The organism is Streptococcus sp. CF10-1, assembly GCF_024295825.1.
Classification (GTDB): domain Bacteria; phylum Bacillota; class Bacilli; order Lactobacillales; family Streptococcaceae; genus Streptococcus.
The window spans coordinates 33525-53806 of record NZ_JANCPQ010000009.1 but is presented as its reverse complement, the minus strand read 5'-3'; the positions used below and the strand labels follow the sequence as shown (position 1 = coordinate 53806).

The 20282-nt window shown below is 39.4% G+C and carries 25 protein-coding genes and 1 pseudogene; 14 read left to right on the top strand and 12 right to left on the bottom strand.

The window, feature by feature from the left end; all coding sequences use genetic code 11:
- The first annotated feature begins 764 nt into the window (after window positions 1-764).
- Complete coding sequence (locus NMM25_RS09935) at window positions 765-1046, top strand: hypothetical protein (RefSeq protein WP_093587187.1); 282 nt, start codon at window positions 765-767, stop codon at window positions 1044-1046.
- A gap of 80 nt (window positions 1047-1126) precedes the next feature.
- Window positions 1127-1342, top strand: a complete 216-nt coding sequence (locus NMM25_RS09930) for a hypothetical protein (RefSeq protein ID WP_093587189.1) — start codon at window positions 1127-1129, stop codon at window positions 1340-1342.
- Window positions 1343-1662: 320 nt separating this feature from the next.
- Here the strand turns inward: NMM25_RS09930 and NMM25_RS09925 are convergent, their stop codons facing one another.
- The 10 genes and pseudogenes from NMM25_RS09925 to NMM25_RS09880 all read right to left on the bottom strand — a co-directional run bounded on the left by NMM25_RS09925 (window position 1663) and on the right by NMM25_RS09880 (window position 7752).
- On the bottom strand, window positions 1663-2181 hold the full coding sequence (locus NMM25_RS09925) for an HXXEE domain-containing protein (RefSeq protein WP_254736768.1): 519 nt from the start codon (window positions 2179-2181) through the stop codon (window positions 1663-1665).
- 321 nt (window positions 2182-2502) lie between these two features.
- On the bottom strand, window positions 2503-2937 hold the full coding sequence (locus NMM25_RS09920) for a protein-export chaperone SecB (protein ID WP_254726283.1): 435 nt from the start codon (window positions 2935-2937) through the stop codon (window positions 2503-2505).
- Window positions 2937-3281 (bottom strand): hypothetical protein, encoded by a 345-nt coding sequence (locus NMM25_RS09915; RefSeq protein WP_254736767.1) that lies wholly within the window; start codon window positions 3279-3281, stop codon window positions 2937-2939. The genes NMM25_RS09920 and NMM25_RS09915 overlap by 1 nt, the downstream gene beginning before the upstream one ends.
- A 14-nt stretch (window positions 3282-3295) precedes the next feature.
- On the bottom strand, window positions 3296-3883 hold the full coding sequence (locus tag NMM25_RS09910; protein WP_254726287.1) for a hypothetical protein: 588 nt from the start codon (window positions 3881-3883) through the stop codon (window positions 3296-3298).
- 242 nt (window positions 3884-4125) lie between these two features.
- Window positions 4126-4835, bottom strand: a pseudogene (locus NMM25_RS09905) (tyrosine-type recombinase/integrase); the annotation flags it as partial.
- Window positions 4836-4886: 51 nt separating this feature from the next.
- Window positions 4887-5738 carry an IS30 family transposase gene (locus NMM25_RS09900; RefSeq protein WP_254726289.1) on the bottom strand — a complete coding sequence of 284 codons (852 nt, stop codon included), beginning with the start codon at window positions 5736-5738 and terminating at the stop codon, window positions 4887-4889.
- A gap of 304 nt (window positions 5739-6042) precedes the next feature.
- On the bottom strand, window positions 6043-6192 hold the full coding sequence (gene rpmG, locus NMM25_RS09895) for a 50S ribosomal protein L33 (RefSeq protein ID WP_001265622.1): 150 nt from the start codon (window positions 6190-6192) through the stop codon (window positions 6043-6045).
- Between the two features lie 15 nt (window positions 6193-6207).
- Window positions 6208-6390, bottom strand: coding sequence for a 50S ribosomal protein L32 (rpmF, locus tag NMM25_RS09890; RefSeq protein ID WP_000290417.1), 183 nt, complete (start codon window positions 6388-6390; stop codon window positions 6208-6210).
- A gap of 151 nt (window positions 6391-6541) precedes the next feature.
- A complete protein-coding gene (locus NMM25_RS09885; RefSeq protein WP_000796544.1) occupies window positions 6542-6742 on the bottom strand; it encodes a PTS ascorbate transporter subunit IIC in 201 nt (66 codons plus the stop codon).
- A 2-nt stretch (window positions 6743-6744) separates the two neighbouring features.
- Window positions 6745-7752: an SPFH domain-containing protein gene (locus NMM25_RS09880; RefSeq protein ID WP_254736766.1), complete on the bottom strand. Its 1008-nt coding sequence runs from the start codon at window positions 7750-7752 to the stop codon at window positions 6745-6747.
- A gap of 184 nt (window positions 7753-7936) precedes the next feature.
- Between NMM25_RS09880 and ilvD the strand changes: the two genes are divergently transcribed.
- On the top strand, window positions 7937-9640 hold the full coding sequence (ilvD, locus tag NMM25_RS09875) for a dihydroxy-acid dehydratase (RefSeq protein WP_000137343.1): 1704 nt from the start codon (window positions 7937-7939) through the stop codon (window positions 9638-9640).
- Between the two features lie 165 nt (window positions 9641-9805).
- Here the strand turns inward: ilvD and NMM25_RS09870 are convergent, their stop codons facing one another.
- The gene (locus NMM25_RS09870; RefSeq protein ID WP_001204052.1) at window positions 9806-10147 is read right to left on the bottom strand and encodes a metal-sulfur cluster assembly factor; all 342 of its coding nucleotides are present in this window, start codon (window positions 10145-10147) and stop codon (window positions 9806-9808) included.
- Between the two features lie 123 nt (window positions 10148-10270).
- Between NMM25_RS09870 and NMM25_RS09865 the strand changes: the two genes are divergently transcribed.
- The 11 genes from NMM25_RS09865 to NMM25_RS09815 all read left to right on the top strand — a co-directional run bounded on the left by NMM25_RS09865 (window position 10271) and on the right by NMM25_RS09815 (window position 19260).
- Window positions 10271-11122 (top strand): helix-turn-helix domain-containing protein, encoded by an 852-nt coding sequence (locus tag NMM25_RS09865; RefSeq protein ID WP_254736765.1) that lies wholly within the window; start codon window positions 10271-10273, stop codon window positions 11120-11122.
- 197 nt (window positions 11123-11319) lie between these two features.
- Window positions 11320-12567 (top strand): transporter, encoded by a 1248-nt coding sequence (locus NMM25_RS09860; protein WP_254736764.1) that lies wholly within the window; start codon window positions 11320-11322, stop codon window positions 12565-12567.
- Between the two features lie 77 nt (window positions 12568-12644).
- Window positions 12645-13925 carry a histidine--tRNA ligase gene (gene hisS / locus NMM25_RS09855; protein ID WP_254736763.1) on the top strand — a complete coding sequence of 427 codons (1281 nt, stop codon included), beginning with the start codon at window positions 12645-12647 and terminating at the stop codon, window positions 13923-13925.
- Window positions 13926-14069: 144 nt separating this feature from the next.
- The gene (locus NMM25_RS09850) at window positions 14070-14273 is read left to right on the top strand and encodes a helix-turn-helix transcriptional regulator (protein ID WP_000916944.1); all 204 of its coding nucleotides are present in this window, start codon (window positions 14070-14072) and stop codon (window positions 14271-14273) included.
- Window positions 14273-14476 carry a hypothetical protein gene (locus NMM25_RS09845; protein WP_042901955.1) on the top strand — a complete coding sequence of 68 codons (204 nt, stop codon included), beginning with the start codon at window positions 14273-14275 and terminating at the stop codon, window positions 14474-14476. The genes NMM25_RS09850 and NMM25_RS09845 overlap by 1 nt, the downstream gene beginning before the upstream one ends.
- The gene (locus NMM25_RS09840; RefSeq protein WP_042901956.1) at window positions 14473-14823 is read left to right on the top strand and encodes a PspC domain-containing protein; all 351 of its coding nucleotides are present in this window, start codon (window positions 14473-14475) and stop codon (window positions 14821-14823) included. Before NMM25_RS09845 ends, NMM25_RS09840 begins: the two co-directional genes overlap by 4 nt.
- Window positions 14824-14837: 14 nt before the next feature.
- Window positions 14838-15539, top strand: coding sequence for a DUF3169 family protein (locus tag NMM25_RS09835; RefSeq protein WP_254726299.1), 702 nt, complete (start codon window positions 14838-14840; stop codon window positions 15537-15539).
- A gap of 9 nt (window positions 15540-15548) precedes the next feature.
- Window positions 15549-16190 (top strand): CPBP family intramembrane glutamic endopeptidase, encoded by a 642-nt coding sequence (locus NMM25_RS09830; RefSeq protein WP_254726301.1) that lies wholly within the window; start codon window positions 15549-15551, stop codon window positions 16188-16190.
- Between the two features lie 17 nt (window positions 16191-16207).
- The gene (locus NMM25_RS09825) at window positions 16208-16426 is read left to right on the top strand and encodes a hypothetical protein (protein WP_254726303.1); all 219 of its coding nucleotides are present in this window, start codon (window positions 16208-16210) and stop codon (window positions 16424-16426) included.
- 151 nt (window positions 16427-16577) lie between these two features.
- A complete protein-coding gene (aspS, locus tag NMM25_RS09820; protein WP_254726305.1) occupies window positions 16578-18341 on the top strand; it encodes an aspartate--tRNA ligase in 1764 nt (587 codons plus the stop codon).
- Window positions 18319-19260 carry a YitT family protein gene (locus NMM25_RS09815; protein ID WP_198458955.1) on the top strand — a complete coding sequence of 314 codons (942 nt, stop codon included), beginning with the start codon at window positions 18319-18321 and terminating at the stop codon, window positions 19258-19260. The genes aspS and NMM25_RS09815 overlap by 23 nt, the downstream gene beginning before the upstream one ends.
- A gap of 33 nt (window positions 19261-19293) precedes the next feature.
- Here NMM25_RS09815 and NMM25_RS09810 read toward each other — a convergent pair whose 3' ends face one another.
- Complete coding sequence (locus NMM25_RS09810; protein WP_198458954.1) at window positions 19294-20280, bottom strand: LacI family DNA-binding transcriptional regulator; 987 nt, start codon at window positions 20278-20280, stop codon at window positions 19294-19296.
- Between the last annotated feature and the right edge of the window lie 2 nt (window positions 20281-20282).

Here is a 20282-nt window from a genome sequence, read left to right as displayed (position 1 = left end):
AAAAAAAGAAGCATGACTCTCCCACAGCTCTAAGGCTTTTTGGGCGGGAAAACCATGCTTCTTTCTTGACTTAATTATACATCTTCTTGATTTTAAAATCAAATAAAGGTGACCCACCGTCTCCACAGCAAGCTGCTTCATGGACGTTAGACCACCTTTACCTTAACTTAATTATAACTCAAAAAAATTTCTAGTACAAGTATAATCCGAGGTTAGAAATTATAAAAAAAGAGAGCACACACCCCCCACAGCCGAAGCCTTTAATGTAGGAGGTAGTAGCTCTCATTACTTAGATTATAACCTAAAAAACTAACTGACGCAAGAATTAAGGGTATACCCTTTTGGGTAGTCGAAACAGTAAAAGGAACTGACTTAGGCGCCGACCTAAAATAGGTCATTGGGTGCCAAACCAGTTCCTTTCTTAATTCAATTATAACTCATTTTGACTTAAAAAACAAATAGAGGCGTCCCACCTCCTACTGCAGAAAGTCTGTTTCAAGGGGAGATGGAAAACCTCTATTCGTTAATTTAATTATAGCCTAAAAAACTCTTAAATACAAGAATATTGAGAAAGTAAGGGTTAAAAAAGAAGTAACCATCATTCCGGCCACATAGTGGACAAGGGGAACAAGATCACTTCCTTTATTTATTTAAGTATACAACATTTTTACAAGAAAGCAAAGTAGCAGGTTAGTCTAATGGGGTGCTTGTTGTACTTTAGCAAGTAAGGTATGCTATAATTTATTTATCAGGAGGAGTGGGCGATGAAATACAGTCAACAAGTATTAGACATGCTAAAGCAAGCGGTCAGTGGTCAGATTGATAATTTTTGGGATTTCTCCTTTAAGTTTAACGGACTTTTTGGAGAGGATGAAGGCTTTGCTGAGGCTTGGGATAATGAAAACCCTGAAATGTTTGACGCTCTCAATGACTTTGAGCTGATGATGTTTTTAGAGGAGCACGACCCAAGCGATAAGCAAGGGTTTATCAACTTCCTAACGCCTTACTACGAAAAGGCAAAGCAATTAGTAAAAATTAGCGCTTAGTACAATCTAGGTGCTTCTATGACCTAATTATAACAAGTATGACGATTATCGAGAAATTAGTAGCGAAGAAAGGAGAATAAATGAGTAAGCAACTTTGGAACTACCTACGCTCAAGGGTTCAGGTAGTTAATAGTGACGGCGAAGTCATCAAGGGACTTGTCACAGATTTTATTGACGAAATGGACAATGATGAGCAAGATGAAATCACTATCCTCATTGACAATCCTAGCCCTGATGAACCAACTGAGATTTCTCTATATGAAAGTGAGATCAGTTCTATTCAAAAATTAAAATAAAAAGCACCTTTGACAGGTGCAATTTACTTGCTTACTGAACTCATCAATTTAAGTCCCCTTTTTGTTACCCTTTATGTTTTCTCAGCTTATTTAAATTTAATAGTTTTTGAAAAAATCAAGTTAGATTTAGAGCAGGCTTAGGTCTGTTTTTCTGTACCTAATCACTGCAAGATAACAAAATGCTTTAATTTTAGGATATGTGATATAGAAAGCCTACAACAGTGGGCTTTTTGTTTTGTCTTAAAAAACTATAGAACACTTCTTAACTGTGAAGGAGGATAAGAAAATTCCCTGCAAAATAAAATTGCAAGGAACTTTTGTTAATGGTTATGGGTAAGCCAGGCGGAATACTTTTTCCCAAGCCAGAGAGCAAAGAGAAGATTGATGATGACGATTCCTGAACCGACCAGTGAAAATAGGAAAAATTCGCTAGTCGAAACCCGCCACAAATGTACAATGTCTGTAATCAAATAAGCACTGATAGGAAAACAAAGGATAGAAGTGATGAGAGCAGGAATATATTTGCGAAGAAGAATTGATTGTCCAATGTGAAGCAAGAGATGGAGCGCAAAGGCCACAAATCCTCCTAGCCAAACTAATTCGAGCGCTCTAGATTGAGTAAAATACGCTAATAAAGTGATGGATAAGACAAGAATAAACTCCTCAAAAACAGCAAGGGCAAATCCCTCTGTTGTAATTCCTTTGTGAATCTTGAGAATAGCTGGAGCCTTTTGGACCAGTAAGGTTTCGTTGAGATGAATCCAAGGGACAAGACCGATAATTTCTTCCATATCGTGAAAGATAAAAAGTAGAGGAAACATCCAAAGATAAAATGCCATAAATCTCTCCTGAAGGGCTATAAATCGCTAATCAATAAAGCAAAAAACGCCCAGTAAGGCGTTTTGAGGTAGGTGTGCTTACTTAACCTCTGTAAAAGTTAACTTATATGCTTACAAAGCTTATTCTGACAGACTTTATAACAGTCTAATAAAAAAAGGTAGAGTTTTAACTGGCATCACTATAATACAAAACTCCTCGGGCGTATTTATTTTCATCACAATTTTTACTTATTTATTTTTCTATTTCTCTAAATACCTTCTAAATGTACATTAAAGTAGAAAAAGCACGTCATTGGATCTTTGAAAAATATTACACTATTTTTATTCGTATGTTAACTTGATTGAATCTTTTTCTTCAAGCATTTTTTTAATGTTAATGACAGGTAATAGGAAGTTTGGGAACTCATTACCACGAGTGATCATATCAGATACGATAGGCCGAATATAGGACCAAAGAATTGCTAAACCATTCTCTTTAAGAAAAGTTTCAAAACTAATATCAAATTCTGTTTTGTCGTATATAAACGAAAATTCTCCTACAATATCTACAATAAGCTCAAAAGCAGAATCATCTGAAGACATATTTCCTTGCTTTGTTATTAAGTTAACGTAAGCAAGGTTTTCAGACTTTCTTATTAAAATCTGAGCAGATAATTCAGGTTTTAAATTAATAGTACTATTTGTTTGATCAAAACTAGGATTTCTTCGATATGATACTTCATTTAAAAAATAATCTTTAAATTGTAAAGAGGACATTAAGCTGCCACCTCACTACTTTCTTTTGTTGTAATTAAGTTTTCAGAATCTATTGGGAAATATGAAAAACATGATTTCTTGTTTTTTATAATATATTTAGACATTGCATCTACTTTATTTATATAATTCAAATCATAAAAATCATTTTGATTATCTAATTGAGAGGTAAAATGTATTTCATCTTTATATTTTTTAGGACTTCTTAACATATTCAAATAATAATCAAATTCATTGTTTACTGAATAGATTTTGTTGGCCTTAATATTTTCAACTAATTCTTGGAACATTGGAGAATCCATCAAAGAAAATTCTTCAGTTCCTAAAAAGTTTGATAATAAACTCATAAAAGCCTCCTTATTTATAAAATGTTTGTGATACAATTTAAATCACGTATACAAATTTCTTCTCCATTCTTACCGTTAATTACTGGTAAAAATGAAATATCAGTATATGTTTTGGACTGTACGGCTTCAAAATTCTTTCCATACTGAGACGCTAAATCAAGTAGTAGTTCAATAATTAACCCTTGATTTTGGTTAAGAAGAGTAGCTCTATTTTTGGCTCCGCTATCTGAAATACTTGCAATCTCACGTTCAATTTCAATATATGCCTTTTGTCGATATTCATCTAATATACTTTGGTTTGTTGGTTCATCCAAAATAAAAATATTGTCTATAGATTTTATAGTGATTTTGGCGTTAACTAATTCAGGCTTAACCCCAGGTTTGCTTAGTTCAAATGACTTATACTTTGCTACATAAGCAGAAGCAATAGTTTTGCCAGTATCGTTATTAAAAGGCAGAAAAAAGTAAACACCGTTACCCAAGTCGTTCGGATGTCTCTGTTTATTAATACCAGGTTTATATTTTTTATAAGAAAAACCAGCAGATAGGATCTTTTTTTTACTTTTATTGGTGGTGCCGTGCCACCCACTATATTGTAGCATAGAACCTCCTGATAAAGCTACTACCTCTATTATACTGTTAAAGATTAGATAATTCAACCATTAAGGCCTTTTTTGAAAAAATTCTAAACTATTATGAGTAGTTTTTTAACTGTAATAATGTTATAAAATTAATCTTACCAATAAAGCATCTATGGATCTTTGTATGTCTAAAATTTTATAGTAGTAATATAAAATTTTGCATTAATTTTAAGGTGTTTTATTATATCTAAATATAATAGTCTCTAATTAGTTTTTTTGATTTGTGCAAGTCGTTCTATTAAAATATCGACTGCTTCATTTTTTCGGTTAGGATCTAATTCCGCATAGATATCCATTGTGGTTGAAATAGATCTGTGAAACATACGTTCTTGCAATTCTTTCCAATTTGCTCCAGAGTTGAGCATTAAAGATGCATGAGTATGGCGGAATAAGTGAAAACGATAATCATGTAAACCTAGCTCTTTTAATCGTTTAATAAGAGTAGCTCGCTCATTTCGATCAGTCATGTAATTTCCATAGATAGTGGGAATATCAACTTAGATTTTGGAAGCCCATGTTTTTCAAAGTAATTATTCATTTCATTGTTAAAATCTTTAAGTTCTTGAATAATGGTAATAGGTACTGATACTTTGCGATTTCCTGAATCAGTTTTCGCAGAATTTTTACAAATAACCTTACCTTTAGTACCTAAAGTTTTGTCTGCTCTCCTCCACATAAGAGTTTTATTTACGTTGATTTCTGATGATTCGAAAAGTAAGTCATCAACTTCCAATGCTAATAGTTCATTAATTCGTAAGGCAGAAGCTAAAAGAGTATTACAAATAAGTTTAAAGCGCCTGTTAGCTCTTGAGTTTGGGAGCGTATCTAAGTAATTCAACCATATAGCGATATCTTTTTCATGTAGAACTTGAATTCGGTTTTGAGGTGATTTAGGCTTGGGGGGTATCCTGACTTGTTTTGCGGGATTATTCTTTAGGATAAATTGCAAGAATAAGCGCAATATTTACTCTAACTCATCCACTAGAGCTTCATAAGCAGTTCTGTAAGCTAAACATTTTCGTGGTCGGTGATTAATATCATATAAGGCCTTGTTCAAAGCCTCATCAGATATAGCAGCTAAATCTGTTTTCTTTGGGAAATATTCTCTTAGTAAGCCATTTGCGTTTTCATTGCTTCCTCTCTGCCAGGATGAATAGGCGTCCGCAAAGAAAAAGGAAATTCCTAAATTCTCTACCAGAGGATAGCAGGCGAACTCTTTTCCCCTGTCTGAAGTAAAGGTTTTAAGAGTCTTTTTTGGAAATAGCTTACAAAGTTGTTCGTTGGCTGAAAACATGGCTTTGGCTGTTCTATCTGGTATCTTGAAAGCTAAGTAAAAACGAGTTTTTCGCTCTAGAAAAGTCGCTGAACATCCCTTGCTTTTTCCTCTGGGAGACACTACAGTATCAAGCTCCCAATGGCCAAAAGTTTTACGATTCCGAATCTCTTTACGACGAAGGGCGCTTAAATCCAAATCAAGCAAACCAGCATAGAGCCAGTTATAGATGGTTTTAAAGGCTACCATTGGCTTTTGTTCAAGCTGATAGCGACCCCAAATCTGTTCAGGCGTCCAGGAGGATTTTAACCCGTCCTCAATTTCCTTTTTCAACTTTGGTGTTAAACAATACTTCCGACCTTTTTGCTTAGCCCTGTTGTTGTACTGTTCCTGTGCTAAGACTGCGGAATAAGCATTTTGGCATCGTCTTAACTCTCTTGAAATGGTAGACTTATGGACGTCAATTTGGCAAGGTTTCAAACCTAATTCCAAGTAAGCTTCTATCTTTTTTCGGTGGGTTATGGTAAGATGGGAGTAGCTCATAGTTTTTCCTCGGTTTCTGTTTGTGTGGTTACTTGCAGTTTACACCAATGAAACGCTATGAGTTTTTTTGTTGCACTATATTTTACAATTTATCAAATAAAAAAGCAGTATAAGTCTGCTAAAGTTTGATATAAAGCTATTTATGAATTACCTGAGATCCAATCTTGTCAAACCAGGTCTTAAGAAAAAAGGTAGAGAAAAAGGTAGAGTTTGAATTGAAATACAGTGCAATATATCGCATTTGACAAAAAGAAAAAACGCTTGAAATCAGCGTTTTTCTTCTGTATTGATTCGTATTGAATGCTTATTTAACTTCTGTAAACACAACGTGCTTGCGAAGTTTTGGTGAGTATTTCTTCAATTGAAGACGGTCTGGAGTGTTACGTTTGTTTTTAGAAGTAAGGTACAAGCGTTCACCAGATTCTTTGTGTTCAAGTGTGATATTTACGCGCATGGTATCTCCCTTCTATTATTCAGCTGATGCAGCTTTAGCGATTTTACGTCCTTTGTAGTATCCTTTAAGTGATACACGGTGAGAACGTGAGTAATCTCCAGTAGTTTCGTCAAAGTTTACAGATGGAGCTGTTACTTTGTAGTGTGTACGACGTTTGTTTTTCTTCGCTTTTGAAGTGCGACGTGCAGGTACTGCCATTTTGATTTCTCCTTTAGGTATTTATATTCGATTCAATCTAGTGATTTTCATCAACCATACTAGGATAACACATTTTTTTTGTAAAGTAAAGTTACTTGACAAAAAAAGATGAAAAAATTCTCCCGTCTGACCCAGCAGACAGGAGAAGGTGTTAAATATCAATCTCAAATGGTTCGTCAATGGTTTCTGATACGTATTTTCCGTCTTTCTTCCGTTGTTTGACACATTCTGTGAGGAGATATTCGATTTGCCCATTGACTGAACGAAAGTCGTCTTCTGCCCATGATGCGAGTGCAGCGTATAACTTTGTTGAGAGTCGAAGGGGGATCTGCTTTTTTTTAGCTTCAGCCATCTTTAGTAAAGACTTCCTGCGTTGACAATTGGTTGTGCATCATGATTGCCACAGAGAACGACTAAGAGATTTGAAACCATGGCAGCTTTTCGTTCTTCGTCAAGCTCTACCAATTCCCCTTCATTGAGACGTTCTAGGGCCATTTCAACCATTCCTACAGCGCCGTCTACAATCATCTTACGTGCATCGATAATAGCAGATGCTTGTTGACGTTGAAGCATGACAGCAGCAATTTCTGGCGCATAAGCTAGGTAAGTGATTCGGGCTTCAAGGATTTCCAAGCCAGCATCCTCAACACGACTTTGGATTTCTTCACGAATACGTTTAGCTACAATCTCACTAGAACCGCGGAGACTACCTTCATCTGCTTGTCCATCCCCTGTAGTATCTACATTAGGAGACACATCGTAAGGATAGATGCGGACAATATTACGAAGGGCGCTATCACACTGCAAAGAGAGGTATTCCTTGTAGTTATCAACGTTGAAGACTGCCTTAGCTGTATCGACAACTCTCCAAGTTACCGCGATACCGATCTCTACGGGATTTCCTAGACAATCATTGATTTTTTGGCGAGAATTGCTCAAGGTCATAACTTTGAGGGAAATATGTTTCTTGCCAATTTCAAGATTTACATCATTGCCATTTGATGATTTCATCCCTGAAAAAGGAGATTTCGTGCTAACGTCCCCACTTTGTCCAAGTCGAGTGTGGTTTGCAGGGTTAACTGCTACGCTGAAGGGATTGACAAAGTAAAAACCAGGTTCTTTGATGGTACCTGTATAGTTACCAAAGAGTGTCAGAACCAGAGCTTCCTGAGGTTTGACAACTTTTAAACCAGCATGAGCTAGTGCTGTAACTATGCTTAATACAAGTCCGATAATAATTCCAAAAACGTTTTCTGAACTAGCACTCATTATAAATATAAAGACACCAAGTACGAGTGTCAATTCAATGAGAATTAATGCGAATACACCATTTGGTTTTGAATTGATTAGTTTTTCAGTCATAAGAATGACCTCCTGCTTTATGATATCTAAATGATATCACTTTAATTTATAAAGTCAAGAAATAAATGTAACATTTTTAAAGAAAATATTGCTGTATAGAATTTTCTGAAAATTCAAGAATTTTCTTCTGTTCATTGCCTTTAAAATGTGCTATAATAGTAAAAACTGAAATGGGAGGGATAAGATGACTGAATTAGATAAACGTCACCGCAGTAGCATTTATGACAGTATGGTGAAATCACCCAACCGTGCTATGCTTCGTGCGACTGGTATGACAGATAAGGACTTTGAAACACCGATTGTAGGAGTGATTTCAACTTGGGCGGAAAATACACCATGTAACATTCACTTGCATGATTTTGGGAAATTGGCTAAAGAAGGTGTCAAATCTGCGGGCGCTTGGCCAGTACAGTTTGGAACTATTACCGTAGCAGACGGGATTGCCATGGGAACTCCTGGTATGCGTTTCTCTCTAACATCTCGTGACATTATCGCGGACTCCATCGAGGCGGCTATGGGTGGGCACAATGTGGATGCCTTTGTCGCCATCGGTGGCTGTGACAAGAACATGCCTGGTTCTATGATTGCTATTGCTAATATGGATATCCCAGCTATTTTCGCCTATGGTGGAACCATTGCACCGGGAAATCTTGATGGCAAAGACATTGACTTGGTTTCTGTGTTTGAAGGTATTGGAAAATGGAACCACGGTGATATGACAGCTGAGGACGTGAAACGTCTCGAATGTAATGCCTGCCCTGGCCCTGGTGGCTGTGGCGGTATGTATACTGCTAATACCATGGCGACTGCTATCGAAGTTCTCGGTATGAGTTTGCCAGGATCTTCATCTCACCCAGCTGAATCAGCTGACAAGAAAGAAGATATCGAAGCAGCAGGACGAGCTGTAGTTAAAATGCTTGAACTTGGTCTCAAACCATCAGATATCTTGACTCGTGAAGCCTTTGAAGATGCCATCACTGTAACGATGGCTCTTGGTGGTTCTACAAATGCCACTCTTCACTTGCTTGCCATTGCCCATGCGGCTAATGTTGACTTGTCACTTGAGGACTTCAATACGATCCAAGAACGTGTGCCTCACTTGGCCGACTTGAAACCATCTGGTCAGTATGTCTTCCAAGACCTCTACGAAGTCGGTGGTGTGCCTGCTGTTATGAAATATCTCTTGGCAAATGGTTTCCTTCATGGCGACCGCATTACATGTACTGGTAAGACAGTCGCTGAAAACTTGGCTGACTTTGCAGACCTTACACCAGGTCAAAAAGTCATCATGCCATTGGAAAATCCAAAACGTGCGGACGGTCCACTTATCATCTTGAACGGGAACCTTGCCCCTGATGGCGCGGTTGCTAAAGTATCAGGTGTTAAAGTTCGTCGTCACGTTGGACCGGCTAAGGTCTTTGACTCAGAAGAAGATGCTATTCAGGCTGTCTTGACAGATGAAATCGTTGATGGCGATGTAGTCGTTGTCCGTTTCGTTGGACCTAAGGGTGGTCCTGGTATGCCTGAGATGCTGTCACTTTCATCCATGATCGTTGGTAAAGGTCAAGGAGACAAGGTTGCCCTCTTGACAGACGGACGCTTCTCTGGTGGTACTTATGGTCTGGTTGTTGGACATATCGCTCCTGAAGCTCAGGATGGTGGACCGATTGCCTACCTCCGTACAGGCGATATCGTTACGGTTGACCAAGATACCAAAGAAATTTCTATGGCCGTATCCGAAGAAGAACTTGAAAAACGCAAGGCAGAAACAACCTTGCCACCACTTTACAGTCGTGGTGTTCTCGGTAAATATGCCCATATCGTATCATCTGCTTCACGTGGAGCCGTGACAGACTTCTGGAATATGGACAAGTCAGGTAAAAAATAAACTCATACTCTTCGAAAATCTCTTCAAACCACGTCAACGTCGCCTTGCCGTACTCAAGTACAGCCTGCGGCTAGTTTCCTAGTTTGCTCTTTGATTTTCATTGAGTATCAAAAAGCAAGCCATCCTCGGCTTGCTTCTTTTTATCTTCAAAAGTGATTTGCCTCATTAACGAGGTGGCAGTCCAAGGGCAATACGGCCGTAGCGACTGATTCGTGTGATCTTCCAGGCAGGCGACCAGGTAACTTCAACCTTGACGTCCTCGATACCTTCGATTTGTTTTAGACCTGCCACGATTTCGATAGGCAGGCTTTCGGCGCAATCGCAGGCAGTGTCGGTAAAGGTCATGACAATCTTACAGAGACCTGTTTCATCCAGATTGATTTCATAAATCAAGCCCAGATTGTAAACATCCAATTCCACATCTGTATCAAAAACCTTCTCTAGTTTTTCGATAATTTGGTCTTGTAAGGCCAAAGCGCGGTCATTGATTTTGATATCGTCTCTCATTACAGTCCCTCCACGTGATAAATATCCTCTATTTTCTCATAATTCTGACAATTTGGCAAGTTTTTGATGAATTTTCTGAAAAATATGATAAAATGAAGAAAATACGGAATCAAGGGGAAGTCTATGGAGCAGATTGGAAAAGTCTTTAGACAATTACGAGAGTCAAGAAATATCTCGCTGAGACAAGCAACTGGGGGACAATTTTCGCCGTCCATGTTGTCCCGATTTGAAACAGGTCAGAGTGAACTTTCGGTGGGAAAGTTTCTGTTTGCCCTAGAAAATATATCTGCTAGTGTAGAGGAAATCCTCTTTCTGGCGAGAGGTTTTCAGTATGATACAGATTCGGAGTTGAGAAAAGAAATCACAGATGTTTTGGATTTAAAGAATATAGCACCTCTTGAGGACTTATATCGCAAGGAGTATCAAAAGCATGCCCATTCTCAAAACAAACAGAAACATATTCTAAATGCCATCATTATCAAGTCTTATATGAAGAGTATGGATGAAACGGTTGAGTTAACGGCAGAGGAAGGGAAAGTCCTTCATGACTACTTGTTTTCTACTGAGCTTTGGGGAATCTATGAACTCAATTTGTTCTCAGTCAGTTCTCCGTTCTTGTCTGTTTCTCTTTTTACTAGATATGTACGAGAAATGGTCCGCAAATCCGATTTTCTAATGGAAATGTCTAGTAATCGAAACCTTTTTCATACTATGCTATTGAATGGTTTTTTAGCCAGCATTGAGTGTGAAGAATTTACCAATGCCTCTTATTTTAAACGTGTCATCAAAGAGCATTTCTACAAGGAAAATGAGACCTATTTCCGAATAGTCTATTTGTGGGCGGAAGGTCTCCTTGATAGCAAGCAAGGCAGAGTTAAGGAAGGTCAGAAAAAGATGGAGGATGCTGTCCATATTTTTGAGATGCTTGGCTGTAACAAATCTGCCGAATACTATAGAGAAACGACTGATGCTTGAATATCTGCAAGGTAAGAAAATGATTTAAAATTTGAAGCGATAGAACTCCAGACCTCTTTCAGGTTATTAAAGGAGTTCTATCGTTTTTTTGCTTATTTTGTGTGTTGCATATATTCAAAAGTTTTCCCTTTCAATTTCTAAGTGCTATACTATAGTCATACTTCATATAGGGATTATAACAAGAAGGGAGATTACCTATGAAACTATTGTTTAGAAATCAAGCTTATCGACTCTTGACTTTGTCGCGCTTCTTCAATGCCTTTGGTGCTTCGATTTTTAACCTAGTATTTATCGTTTATGCATCGACCTTGCCACAAGCCTCTTTTGCTGTTGCTACGGCGAATATTGTCATGATTCTTCCGACTCTCTTTACAGTTTTTGTAGGGATTCGGGCAGATTACACAAGGGACAAGGTCAAATGGATGGTCTATAGCGGTTTGTTTCAGGCGGTTTTATTTTTTCTGGCAGCCCTAGTTGTTCAGCAAGCTAGTCTCTTTGCCTTTTCTAGCCTGTGTTTGATCAATGTCATCAGTGATGTGATCAGTGATTTTGCTGGTGGTTTGCGCATGCCTCTCGTTAAGGAAAAAGTGGCTGAAAATGATCTGATGGAGGCTTATTCTTTTTCCCAGTTTATCACCTATATTTCAGCTATTGGTGGTCAAGCTTTTGGAGTTTGGCTCTTAGGTCTATCGGTCAACAATTTTTCCCTCGTTGCTGGAATCAATGCCTGTTTTTTCCTAGTATCAGCCTTTATTCTCTTTTTAGGAAAAAGCAAATTGAGTCTGTCAATGTCATCTGCTGATGGTGAAAAACTAAAAAATGAGAAGCTTTCTATCAAAGACCAGTTCCTAACAATTTACCGAAATTTACGTCTCGTTTTTCTTAAAGGTGGACAGAAAAACTTTGGTTTCATGATCTTTGCTGTCTTGCTTATTAATGCCTTGGGTGGGGCTTTAGGAAGCATCTATAACATCTTCTTTTTGAGCCATTCTCTCTTGAATTTTTCTTACACAGAGGCACTATTTATCAATCAATTCTGTGTTTTAGTAGCAATCATCATCAGTAGCCTTACGGGCAGTGATTATTTTGGGAAGCAGTCTTTGCCTAGATTGATGATGTGGGCGACCGTAGGACTCAGTCTAATTGGTCTAGCTAATGTATTCAATCAAGTCGTACTTGGTTTACTATTTCTCTTTTCAACTCTGTATGTGTCTGGTAAAGTTCAACCAAAGATTAGTGCTATGCTCATGAAAAATCTAGCTCCAGATGTTCTAGCTCGTACCAGTAATTTTTTAGGTTTATTGTTTACCTTATCCATACCTGTGGGAACAGCTTGTTTTTCACTTATAGCTGTATGGAATATACAGTTGACTTGGATGCTATTTGTTGGTCTTTCCTTGCTAGCTATTCTTTTGACAGTTATTAATCTCAAAAATGATATTTGAATCCTAATTTTATTCATACTGTTTTAATCCCTTTATTTATGGTAAAATAAGACTATTAAGTTTAAAGAGGATTCCCTATGAAATTACAAAAACCAAAAGGAACGCAGGATATTTTACCTGCTGAGTCTGCCAAGTGGCAGTATGTTGAGGGCTTTGCCCGTGAAATTTTCAAGCGCTATAACTATGCGGAAGTGCGCACGCCTATTTTTGAGCATTACGAGGTCATCAGTCGCTCTGTCGGAGATACGACGGATATCGTAACCAAGGAAATGTACGATTTTTATGACAAGGGTGACCGCCATATTACCCTCCGTCCAGAAGGAACTGCGCCCGTTGTCCGCTCTTATGTGGAAAATAAACTCTTCGCCCCAGAAGTGCAAAAGCCAAGTAAGTTCTACTACATGGGCCCTATGTTCCGTTATGAGCGTCCACAAGCAGGTCGTTTGCGTCAGTTCCACCAGATTGGTGTTGAGTGCTTTGGTTCTAGCAATCCAGCTACCGATGTGGAGACCATCGCTATGGCAGCTCATTTCTTGAAAGAAATCGGTATCCAAGGTGTGAAATTGCACCTCAACACTCTTGGGAATCCTGAGAGCCGTGCAGCCTATCGCCAAGCCTTGATCGACTATTTGACACCGCTCAAGGAAACCTTGTCTAAGGATAGCCAACGTCGCTTGGAGGAAAATCCTCTCCGTGTCTTGGACTCTAAGGAAAAAGAAGACAAGGTGGCAGTAGAGAATGCACCGTCTATCTTGGACTTCCTTGATGAAGAAAGCCAAGCCCACTTTGATGCTGTGCGTCAGATGTTGGAAACTCTCGGAGTAGAATATATCATCGATACCAATATGGTGCGTGGTTTGGATTATTACAACCACACGATTTTTGAATTTATCACAGAGATTGAGGGCAATGACTTGACAGTCTGTGCGGGTGGTCGCTACGATGGCTTGGTTGCTTACTTTGGAGGCCCAGAAACTGCTGGCTTTGGTTTTGGACTTGGTGTAGAACGCCTGCTGCTCATCCTTGAAAAGCAAGGTGTGACTCTCCCTATCGAAAACGCTCTAGATATTTATATCGCAGTCTTGGGTGAAGGAGCAAATGTTAAGGCCTTGGAATTGGTACAAGCCCTTCGCCAACAAGGATTCAAAGCAGAACGTGATTACCTCAACCGTAAACTCAAAGCTCAGTTCAAGTCAGCCGATGTCTTTGCGGCTAAGACCCTCATCACTCTCGGAGAGAGCGAAGTCGAAAGCGGACAAGTGACAGTTAAGAACAACCAAACTCGAGAAGAAGTTCAAGTGTCACTTGATGCTATCAGCCAAAACTTCTCAGAAATCTTTGAAAAATTAGGCTTTTAATAGTATTTAAAACTGGTCAGGACCTTACTCCTGACCTTTTTCTTTTACAAAATGACAAAAATCATAAACTTTTTGACAAATATACTTGTCAAAAAGAAAAAGATGTATTACAATGTAAGCAAGTTAAGAGAAAAGGAGAAAGGAATGCTTAAAAATCGTTTAAAAGAGCTTCGAGCTCGCGATGGTCTCAATCAAACCGAACTTGCCAAACTAGCTGGCGTGTCCAGGCAAACCATCAGTTTGCTAGAACGGGATGAGTACACCCCATCCATCGTCATTGCCCTGAAGATTGCTCAGATATTCCATGAGCCAGTCGAATCGGTCTTTCGCTTAGAGGAGGATGAGTGATGAACAAGTATAAAGTGATTTATTATCTTAGTATTCTTGTGTTTATTGCAAATATCTTTGTTATGATTGGAAGCCTATTTGGTTGGTTTACAATTGTTGAAAGTAAGTACCTCTTCTGGATTAACATAGTTTTACTATTAGTCTTTAGATGGGTAGAGAGAAAGATAAAGTTTAAAGAGATCGTAAAAGGAGAAAAGTTATGAAAGAGTTTTTAGCGGGTTTTCAAGTCGATACTGAACACAAAGAACTTGCCGGTGTTTGTGCAGGTTTAGCAAATTATTTTAACATTCAAGCCAATATCGTTCGTTTGGTGACAGTCTTGTTGTTTCTCTCTTCTACAGAGATTGGTATTTTAACAGTTACAGCCTATGCTTATCTAGCAGGTTGGCTTGGCAATGAACCCTTGGGGGATGGAGCAAAAAAAGCTAGAAACCAAGCTATTCTCTTACTTGCTGTTTGTTTGATTTTGGTATCACTTGGAACAGAAGGCTTAACCGCTATCTTCGAATCAGGTAAAGCTTTTGGTCAATGGTTGTCTGGCTTATTTTAGAAAGAGGTTGAAATATGGAAAAGAAACAAATCATTTTTGCACTGAAGATTTTTCTTGCAAGTGTTTTATTAGCAATATTTGCTGGTTTCCTTGGTGTTAATCCTTTAGGTATCAGTCAAGAGCAAGTAGTCGTTGCCTTGAAATCATTCTTTCTTGGTTTAGGGATGCTTACGGTGATTCTAACCTTTTATTTCACTAGAAAAAGCCATCAGGCTTATCAGAATTATCAAAGAGAGGAAGAGGATGAAGGAAATGAGCAAGACTACCTTGCTATGTATCGTTTCTTAGATTATGGTACAGTAGCTTGGAATGTTTGCCAAATTAGTATGCTATCCTGCCTACTTATAGATTTGGGAGCTTTAGGCCTATCAGCAGCATCCTTACTTTTGATAGTTTTAGGTATCTGGGCGGGTGCTTACTGTCTAAAAATCACCAGCAAGATTCGTAACTACAAACTTTCTGTTACGGCGACGCCTAAGGAGATTTTGGAATACCTCGATACTTATGATGAGGGAGAAAAACAGGCTGAAATGGAAGAAGCTTACTTGATCTTGTTCAAGGTCAATCAGATCCTCATTCCTGGTATCTATGTTGTCCTAGTAGTTCTATCTATGGTATTAGGACAAGTACAGTTGGTTGCTCTGCTCGTGGCAGTTGTCATCCATTTGTATACCAATGTTGCACAATTGCGAAAAACAAAACGTTATTTCAAATAGGAGTCTTTTATGAAACTACTTAAAAACCTTGGCTGGTTTCTGCTAGCTTTTCTATCTTTTGTCTTTGTGTATGGTTTTATTCAGAGTTTAGCGGTATCTTCGCTTGCTTTAGGAGCTTCTGTATATTCTGTTGTACTACTTTATACAGCCTTGTCAGGAGTCTATGTTTATTTCATTTATAAATGGTATAAGAAAGTTCCTGTCAGCATTTCACAGACAGGATTCAACCGATTTATTTGGCTCCCTGCCTTTGTTTGGTTGCTTGACCTCGGGATTCAATTCTTCCTTCCGAATGATCCATCACGCAACCAACAAATCGCTAGCAATTTGACCTTATCTCAACCAATCTTTGCTTTCTTCACTGTCGTTGTCTTTGCTCCTCTGACGGAAGAACTCATCTTTAGAGGAATCTTGGCGCGCTATATCTTTCCTAAGCAGGACAATAGCAAACAGACAGCTCTGTTTCTCCTTGTATCGAGTGTGCTTTTTGCCTTGATTCATTTTCCAGGTAGTTTGCAACAGTTTTTAGTCTATGCTAGTCTGGGATTGAGTTTGGGTCTTGCTTATGTGAGCCGAAAAGGCCTTCTTTACAGCATTTCTCTCCACGCTTTGAATAATTTAATCGGCTTTTTGATGATACTCATGCTATAATAGAGTCAGGAGGTCACATGAAACGAGTAATTTTATTAGCAGTGATACAGGCAGTCGTTCTCTTCTTTATCATCGGGGGGCTTGCCTATGCCTTTAAAGGCGACTTCTTTTACAACTATCTAGCAGTGGTTTTTGCACCTATTGCAGGAATCATGCGCTTTGCTTCGGCTTATGCGACGGAGATTGTTCTACCTAAAAAGGCAGCTGAGATTGCTGAAAAGCGTAAAAAAGGTTAAGAATCATAATCAGAGAATCCGATGACGTTTTCATCGGATTTTTTGTCTGTTCGTTTTGATTTCTAAAGGCAATCAAACTTTTCTGCTGATTTTCATGAAGTGCCTGCGCTTTTATGGTAAAATAGTAACAGAATAAAAGAGGAGAGAAAACATGAAACGTAGTATGTATGCTGGTCGTGTTCGTGAGGAACACATCGGACAAGAAATGACCTTGAAAGGATGGGTTGGCCGTCGTCGTGACTTGGGTGGTTTGATCTTTATCGACCTTCGTGACCGTGAAGGGATCATGCAGTTGGTTATCAACCCTGAAAAAGTTTCTGCAGAGGTTATGGCAACAGCTGAAAGTCTTCGTAGCGAATTTGTCATCGAGGTGACTGGACAAGTTGCTGCGCGTGAGCAAGCCAATGATAAGTTGCCAACGGGTGCAGTTGAGTTGAACGTGACAGCTTTGACAGTGTTGAATACAGCCAAAACAACACCATTTGAGATTAAGGATGGTATTGAGGCCAATGACGATACACGTTTGCGTTACCGTTACCTTGACCTTCGTCGTCCAGAGATGTTGGAAAATCTCAAACTTCGTGCTAAGGTGACTCACTCTATCCGTAACTACTTGGATGAGTTGGAGTTTATCGATGTGGAGACGCCATTCCTTTCTAAATCAACGCCAGAAGGTGCGCGTGACTATTTGGTTCCATCTCGTGTCAATAAAGGGCATTTCTACGCTCTTCCTCAGAGCCCACAAATCACTAAACAGCTCTTGATGAATGCTGGTTTCGACCGCTATTACCAAATCGTCAAATGTTTCCGTGATGAAGACTTGCGTGGAGACCGTCAGCCTGAGTTTACCCAAGTCGACTTGGAAACATCCTTCCTTACGGAGCAAGAGATCCAAGATATCACTGAAGGCTTGATTGCGCGCGTGATGAAAGAAACAAAAGGCATTGACGTGACGCTTCCATTTCCTCGTATGAAATACGATGATGCGATGGCTCTTTACGGTTCTGACAAGCCTGATACTCGTTTTGATATGTTGCTTCAGGACTTGACAGAAGTGGTTAGAGGTGTTGATTTCAAAGTCTTTTCAGAAGCACCTGCTGTTAAAGCCATTGTAGTCAAAGGAGCAGCAGATAACTACTCACGTAAAGACATTGACAAGATGACTGAAGTAGCCAAACAATATGGTGCCAAAGGTCTTGCTTGGGTCAAGGTGGTTGATGGAGAATTAAACGGACCAGTTGCCAAATTCTTGACTGGTATCCAAACAGAATTGACTGCAGCACTTGGTCTTGAAGACAAGGATTTGGTTCTATTTGTGGCGGATACGCTTGAAGTGGCCAATGCAACACTAGGCGCCCTTCGTGGCCGTATCGCCAAAGAGCTTGACTTGATTGATAACGATAAATTCAACTTCCTTTGGGTGGTTGATTGGCCAATGTTTGAATGGTCTGAAGAAGAAGGTCGTTACATGAGTGCCCACCATCCGTTCACTCTTCCACAGGAAGAAACCGCTCACGAATTAGAAGGTGATTTGGCTAAGGTTCGTGCCATTGCTTACGATATCGTCTTGAATGGTTATGAGCTTGGTGGTGGTAGTCTTCGTATCAACCAAAAAGACCTTCAAGAACGCATGTTTAAGGCTCTTGGTTTCTCAGCTGAAGAAGCAAATGACCAGTTTGGCTTCCTTCTTGAAGCCATGGACTATGGTTTCCCACCCCACGGTGGCTTGGCTATTGGACTTGACCGTTTTGTGATGCTCTTAGCAGGAGAAGAAAATATTCGTGAAGTCATTGCCTTTCCTAAGAACAATAAGGCAACCGACCCAATGACACAAGCTCCATCAACAGTCGCTCTCAAACAACTAGAGGAACTCAGCTTACAAGTAGAAGAAGATGAAACAAGCAAAACGAATTAAGCGGTGGCGCTATTATCTGCGCCGCTTTGCTTATCAGATAAAAATCTTACGAGTTTTACAAAGTATCTCTCGGGAAAAATATGATGAGAAAGTCTCGGCTTCTCTGGTTTATGGCTTTTTGTCAGCAGTAGCAGTCAATTTCTTTTTTCAACCAGGACACGTTTACTCCAGCGGCGCGACGGGTCTGGCACAGATTATCTCTGCCTTGAGTAATCACTGGTTTGGGTTTTACATTCCGATATCGCTAACCTTTTATGCTATTAATTTTCCGTTAATGATTTTGGCTTGGTATCAAATTGGACATAAATTTACGGTCTTTACTTTTATCACAGTATCCATGAGTTCCCTCTTTATCCAGATTGTACCAGTTGTGACCTTGACAGAGGATCCCATTATCAATGCCCTTTTTGGGGGTGTTGTCATGGGCTTGGGGATTGGTTTTGCACTCCGTAACAATATTTCTAGCGGAGGTACAGATATCGTCAGTCTCACCATTCGAAAGAAAACAGGGAGAAATGTCGGCAGTATTTCTTTCTTAGTGAATGGGACCATTATGCTGATAGCAGGATTGACCTTTGGTTGGAAATACGCCCTCTACTCTATGATTACCATCTTTGTATCTAGCCGTGTGACGGATGCGGTCTTTACCAAGCAAAAACGCATGCAGGCCATGATTGTGACCAATAATCCTAACAAGGTAATCGCAAAAATCCATAAAAAATTGCACCGCGGAGCAACCATGATCCACGATGCAGAAGGAACCTATAATCATGAGAGAAAAGCAGTCTTGATTACGGTTATCACACGAGCAGAGTTTAATGATTTTAAACACATCATGAAACAGGTTGATCCGACAGCCTTTGTCTCTGTATCTGAAAATGTCCATATCTTAGGACGATTCGTAGAAACAGACAATTAATAATACTCAAAAGACCAGCCTTGGGGCTGGTCTTTATTTTTCGATAATTTTGTGGGCAATCAACTGGCGGTAACAGATTTGTCTGTTATTTTTTGCGTCATTGATGATCTGTAAAATCGTCTCAAATGATGTCCGCCCAAGTTCTAGACTATTGATATCGACATAAGCTACGAGGTCAAGTCGAGGATTGACAGAGTCGAAACTCAAGACAGGAACCTTTAACTGATGCTTGCTGATGTAGTCACAAACTCCTTCCGCTAGGAGGCTGTCAGTTGTGATGATAGCATCAATCTGCGGATCGTGATTGAACAGGAGTTCACTGAACTGATAACCTTTTTCTTCTAGAAATTCGGTCGCAAAGTAGGTTAAGTTGGTATCAATTGGAAGTTGGTGTTGTTTGAGTGCGGACTCATAGCCAGTTAGACGATCTTGCGTTACGAAGAGTCGCTTTGTACCCCCGATAAAGGCAATTCGTTTGCATCCTTTTTTGATGAAATACTCTGTCGCATCAAAGCCAGCTTGTACATTGTCATTATCAACAAGAGGGATAAAGGGTGAAGTAGATTTTCCGAGAATGAGGAAAGGGAACTGCTCATCGGCTACTAGCTTGACCAGAGGGTCTTCTTCTTCAGCGTAGAGGAAAATCAAACCGTCAACACGCTTGCCATAAACCATCTGAGAAATCGCATTGAGCCGTTCTTTCTCATCTTTCCCTGTTGCAATCTGAATAGCGTAGTGGTTTTCAGACGCGACTTGGGCGATACCACGAAGGACAGATGGGAAGAAAGGATTTTGGTAAAAGGCATCCGAGTCATCAGGAAGCACCAGGCCGATAACCTGAGTATAGCTGCTAACTAGACTGCGAGCATTGAGGTTGGGATGGTAGTTGAGTTCCTTCATAGCCTTACGAACTCGTTTTTTGGTTTCATCACTAATCGTTGATTTATTTTGAATGACGCGGGTAACAGTTGAAGGTGAGACACCTGCTGCCTTAGCCACATCTTTAATCGTCACGGGCATAA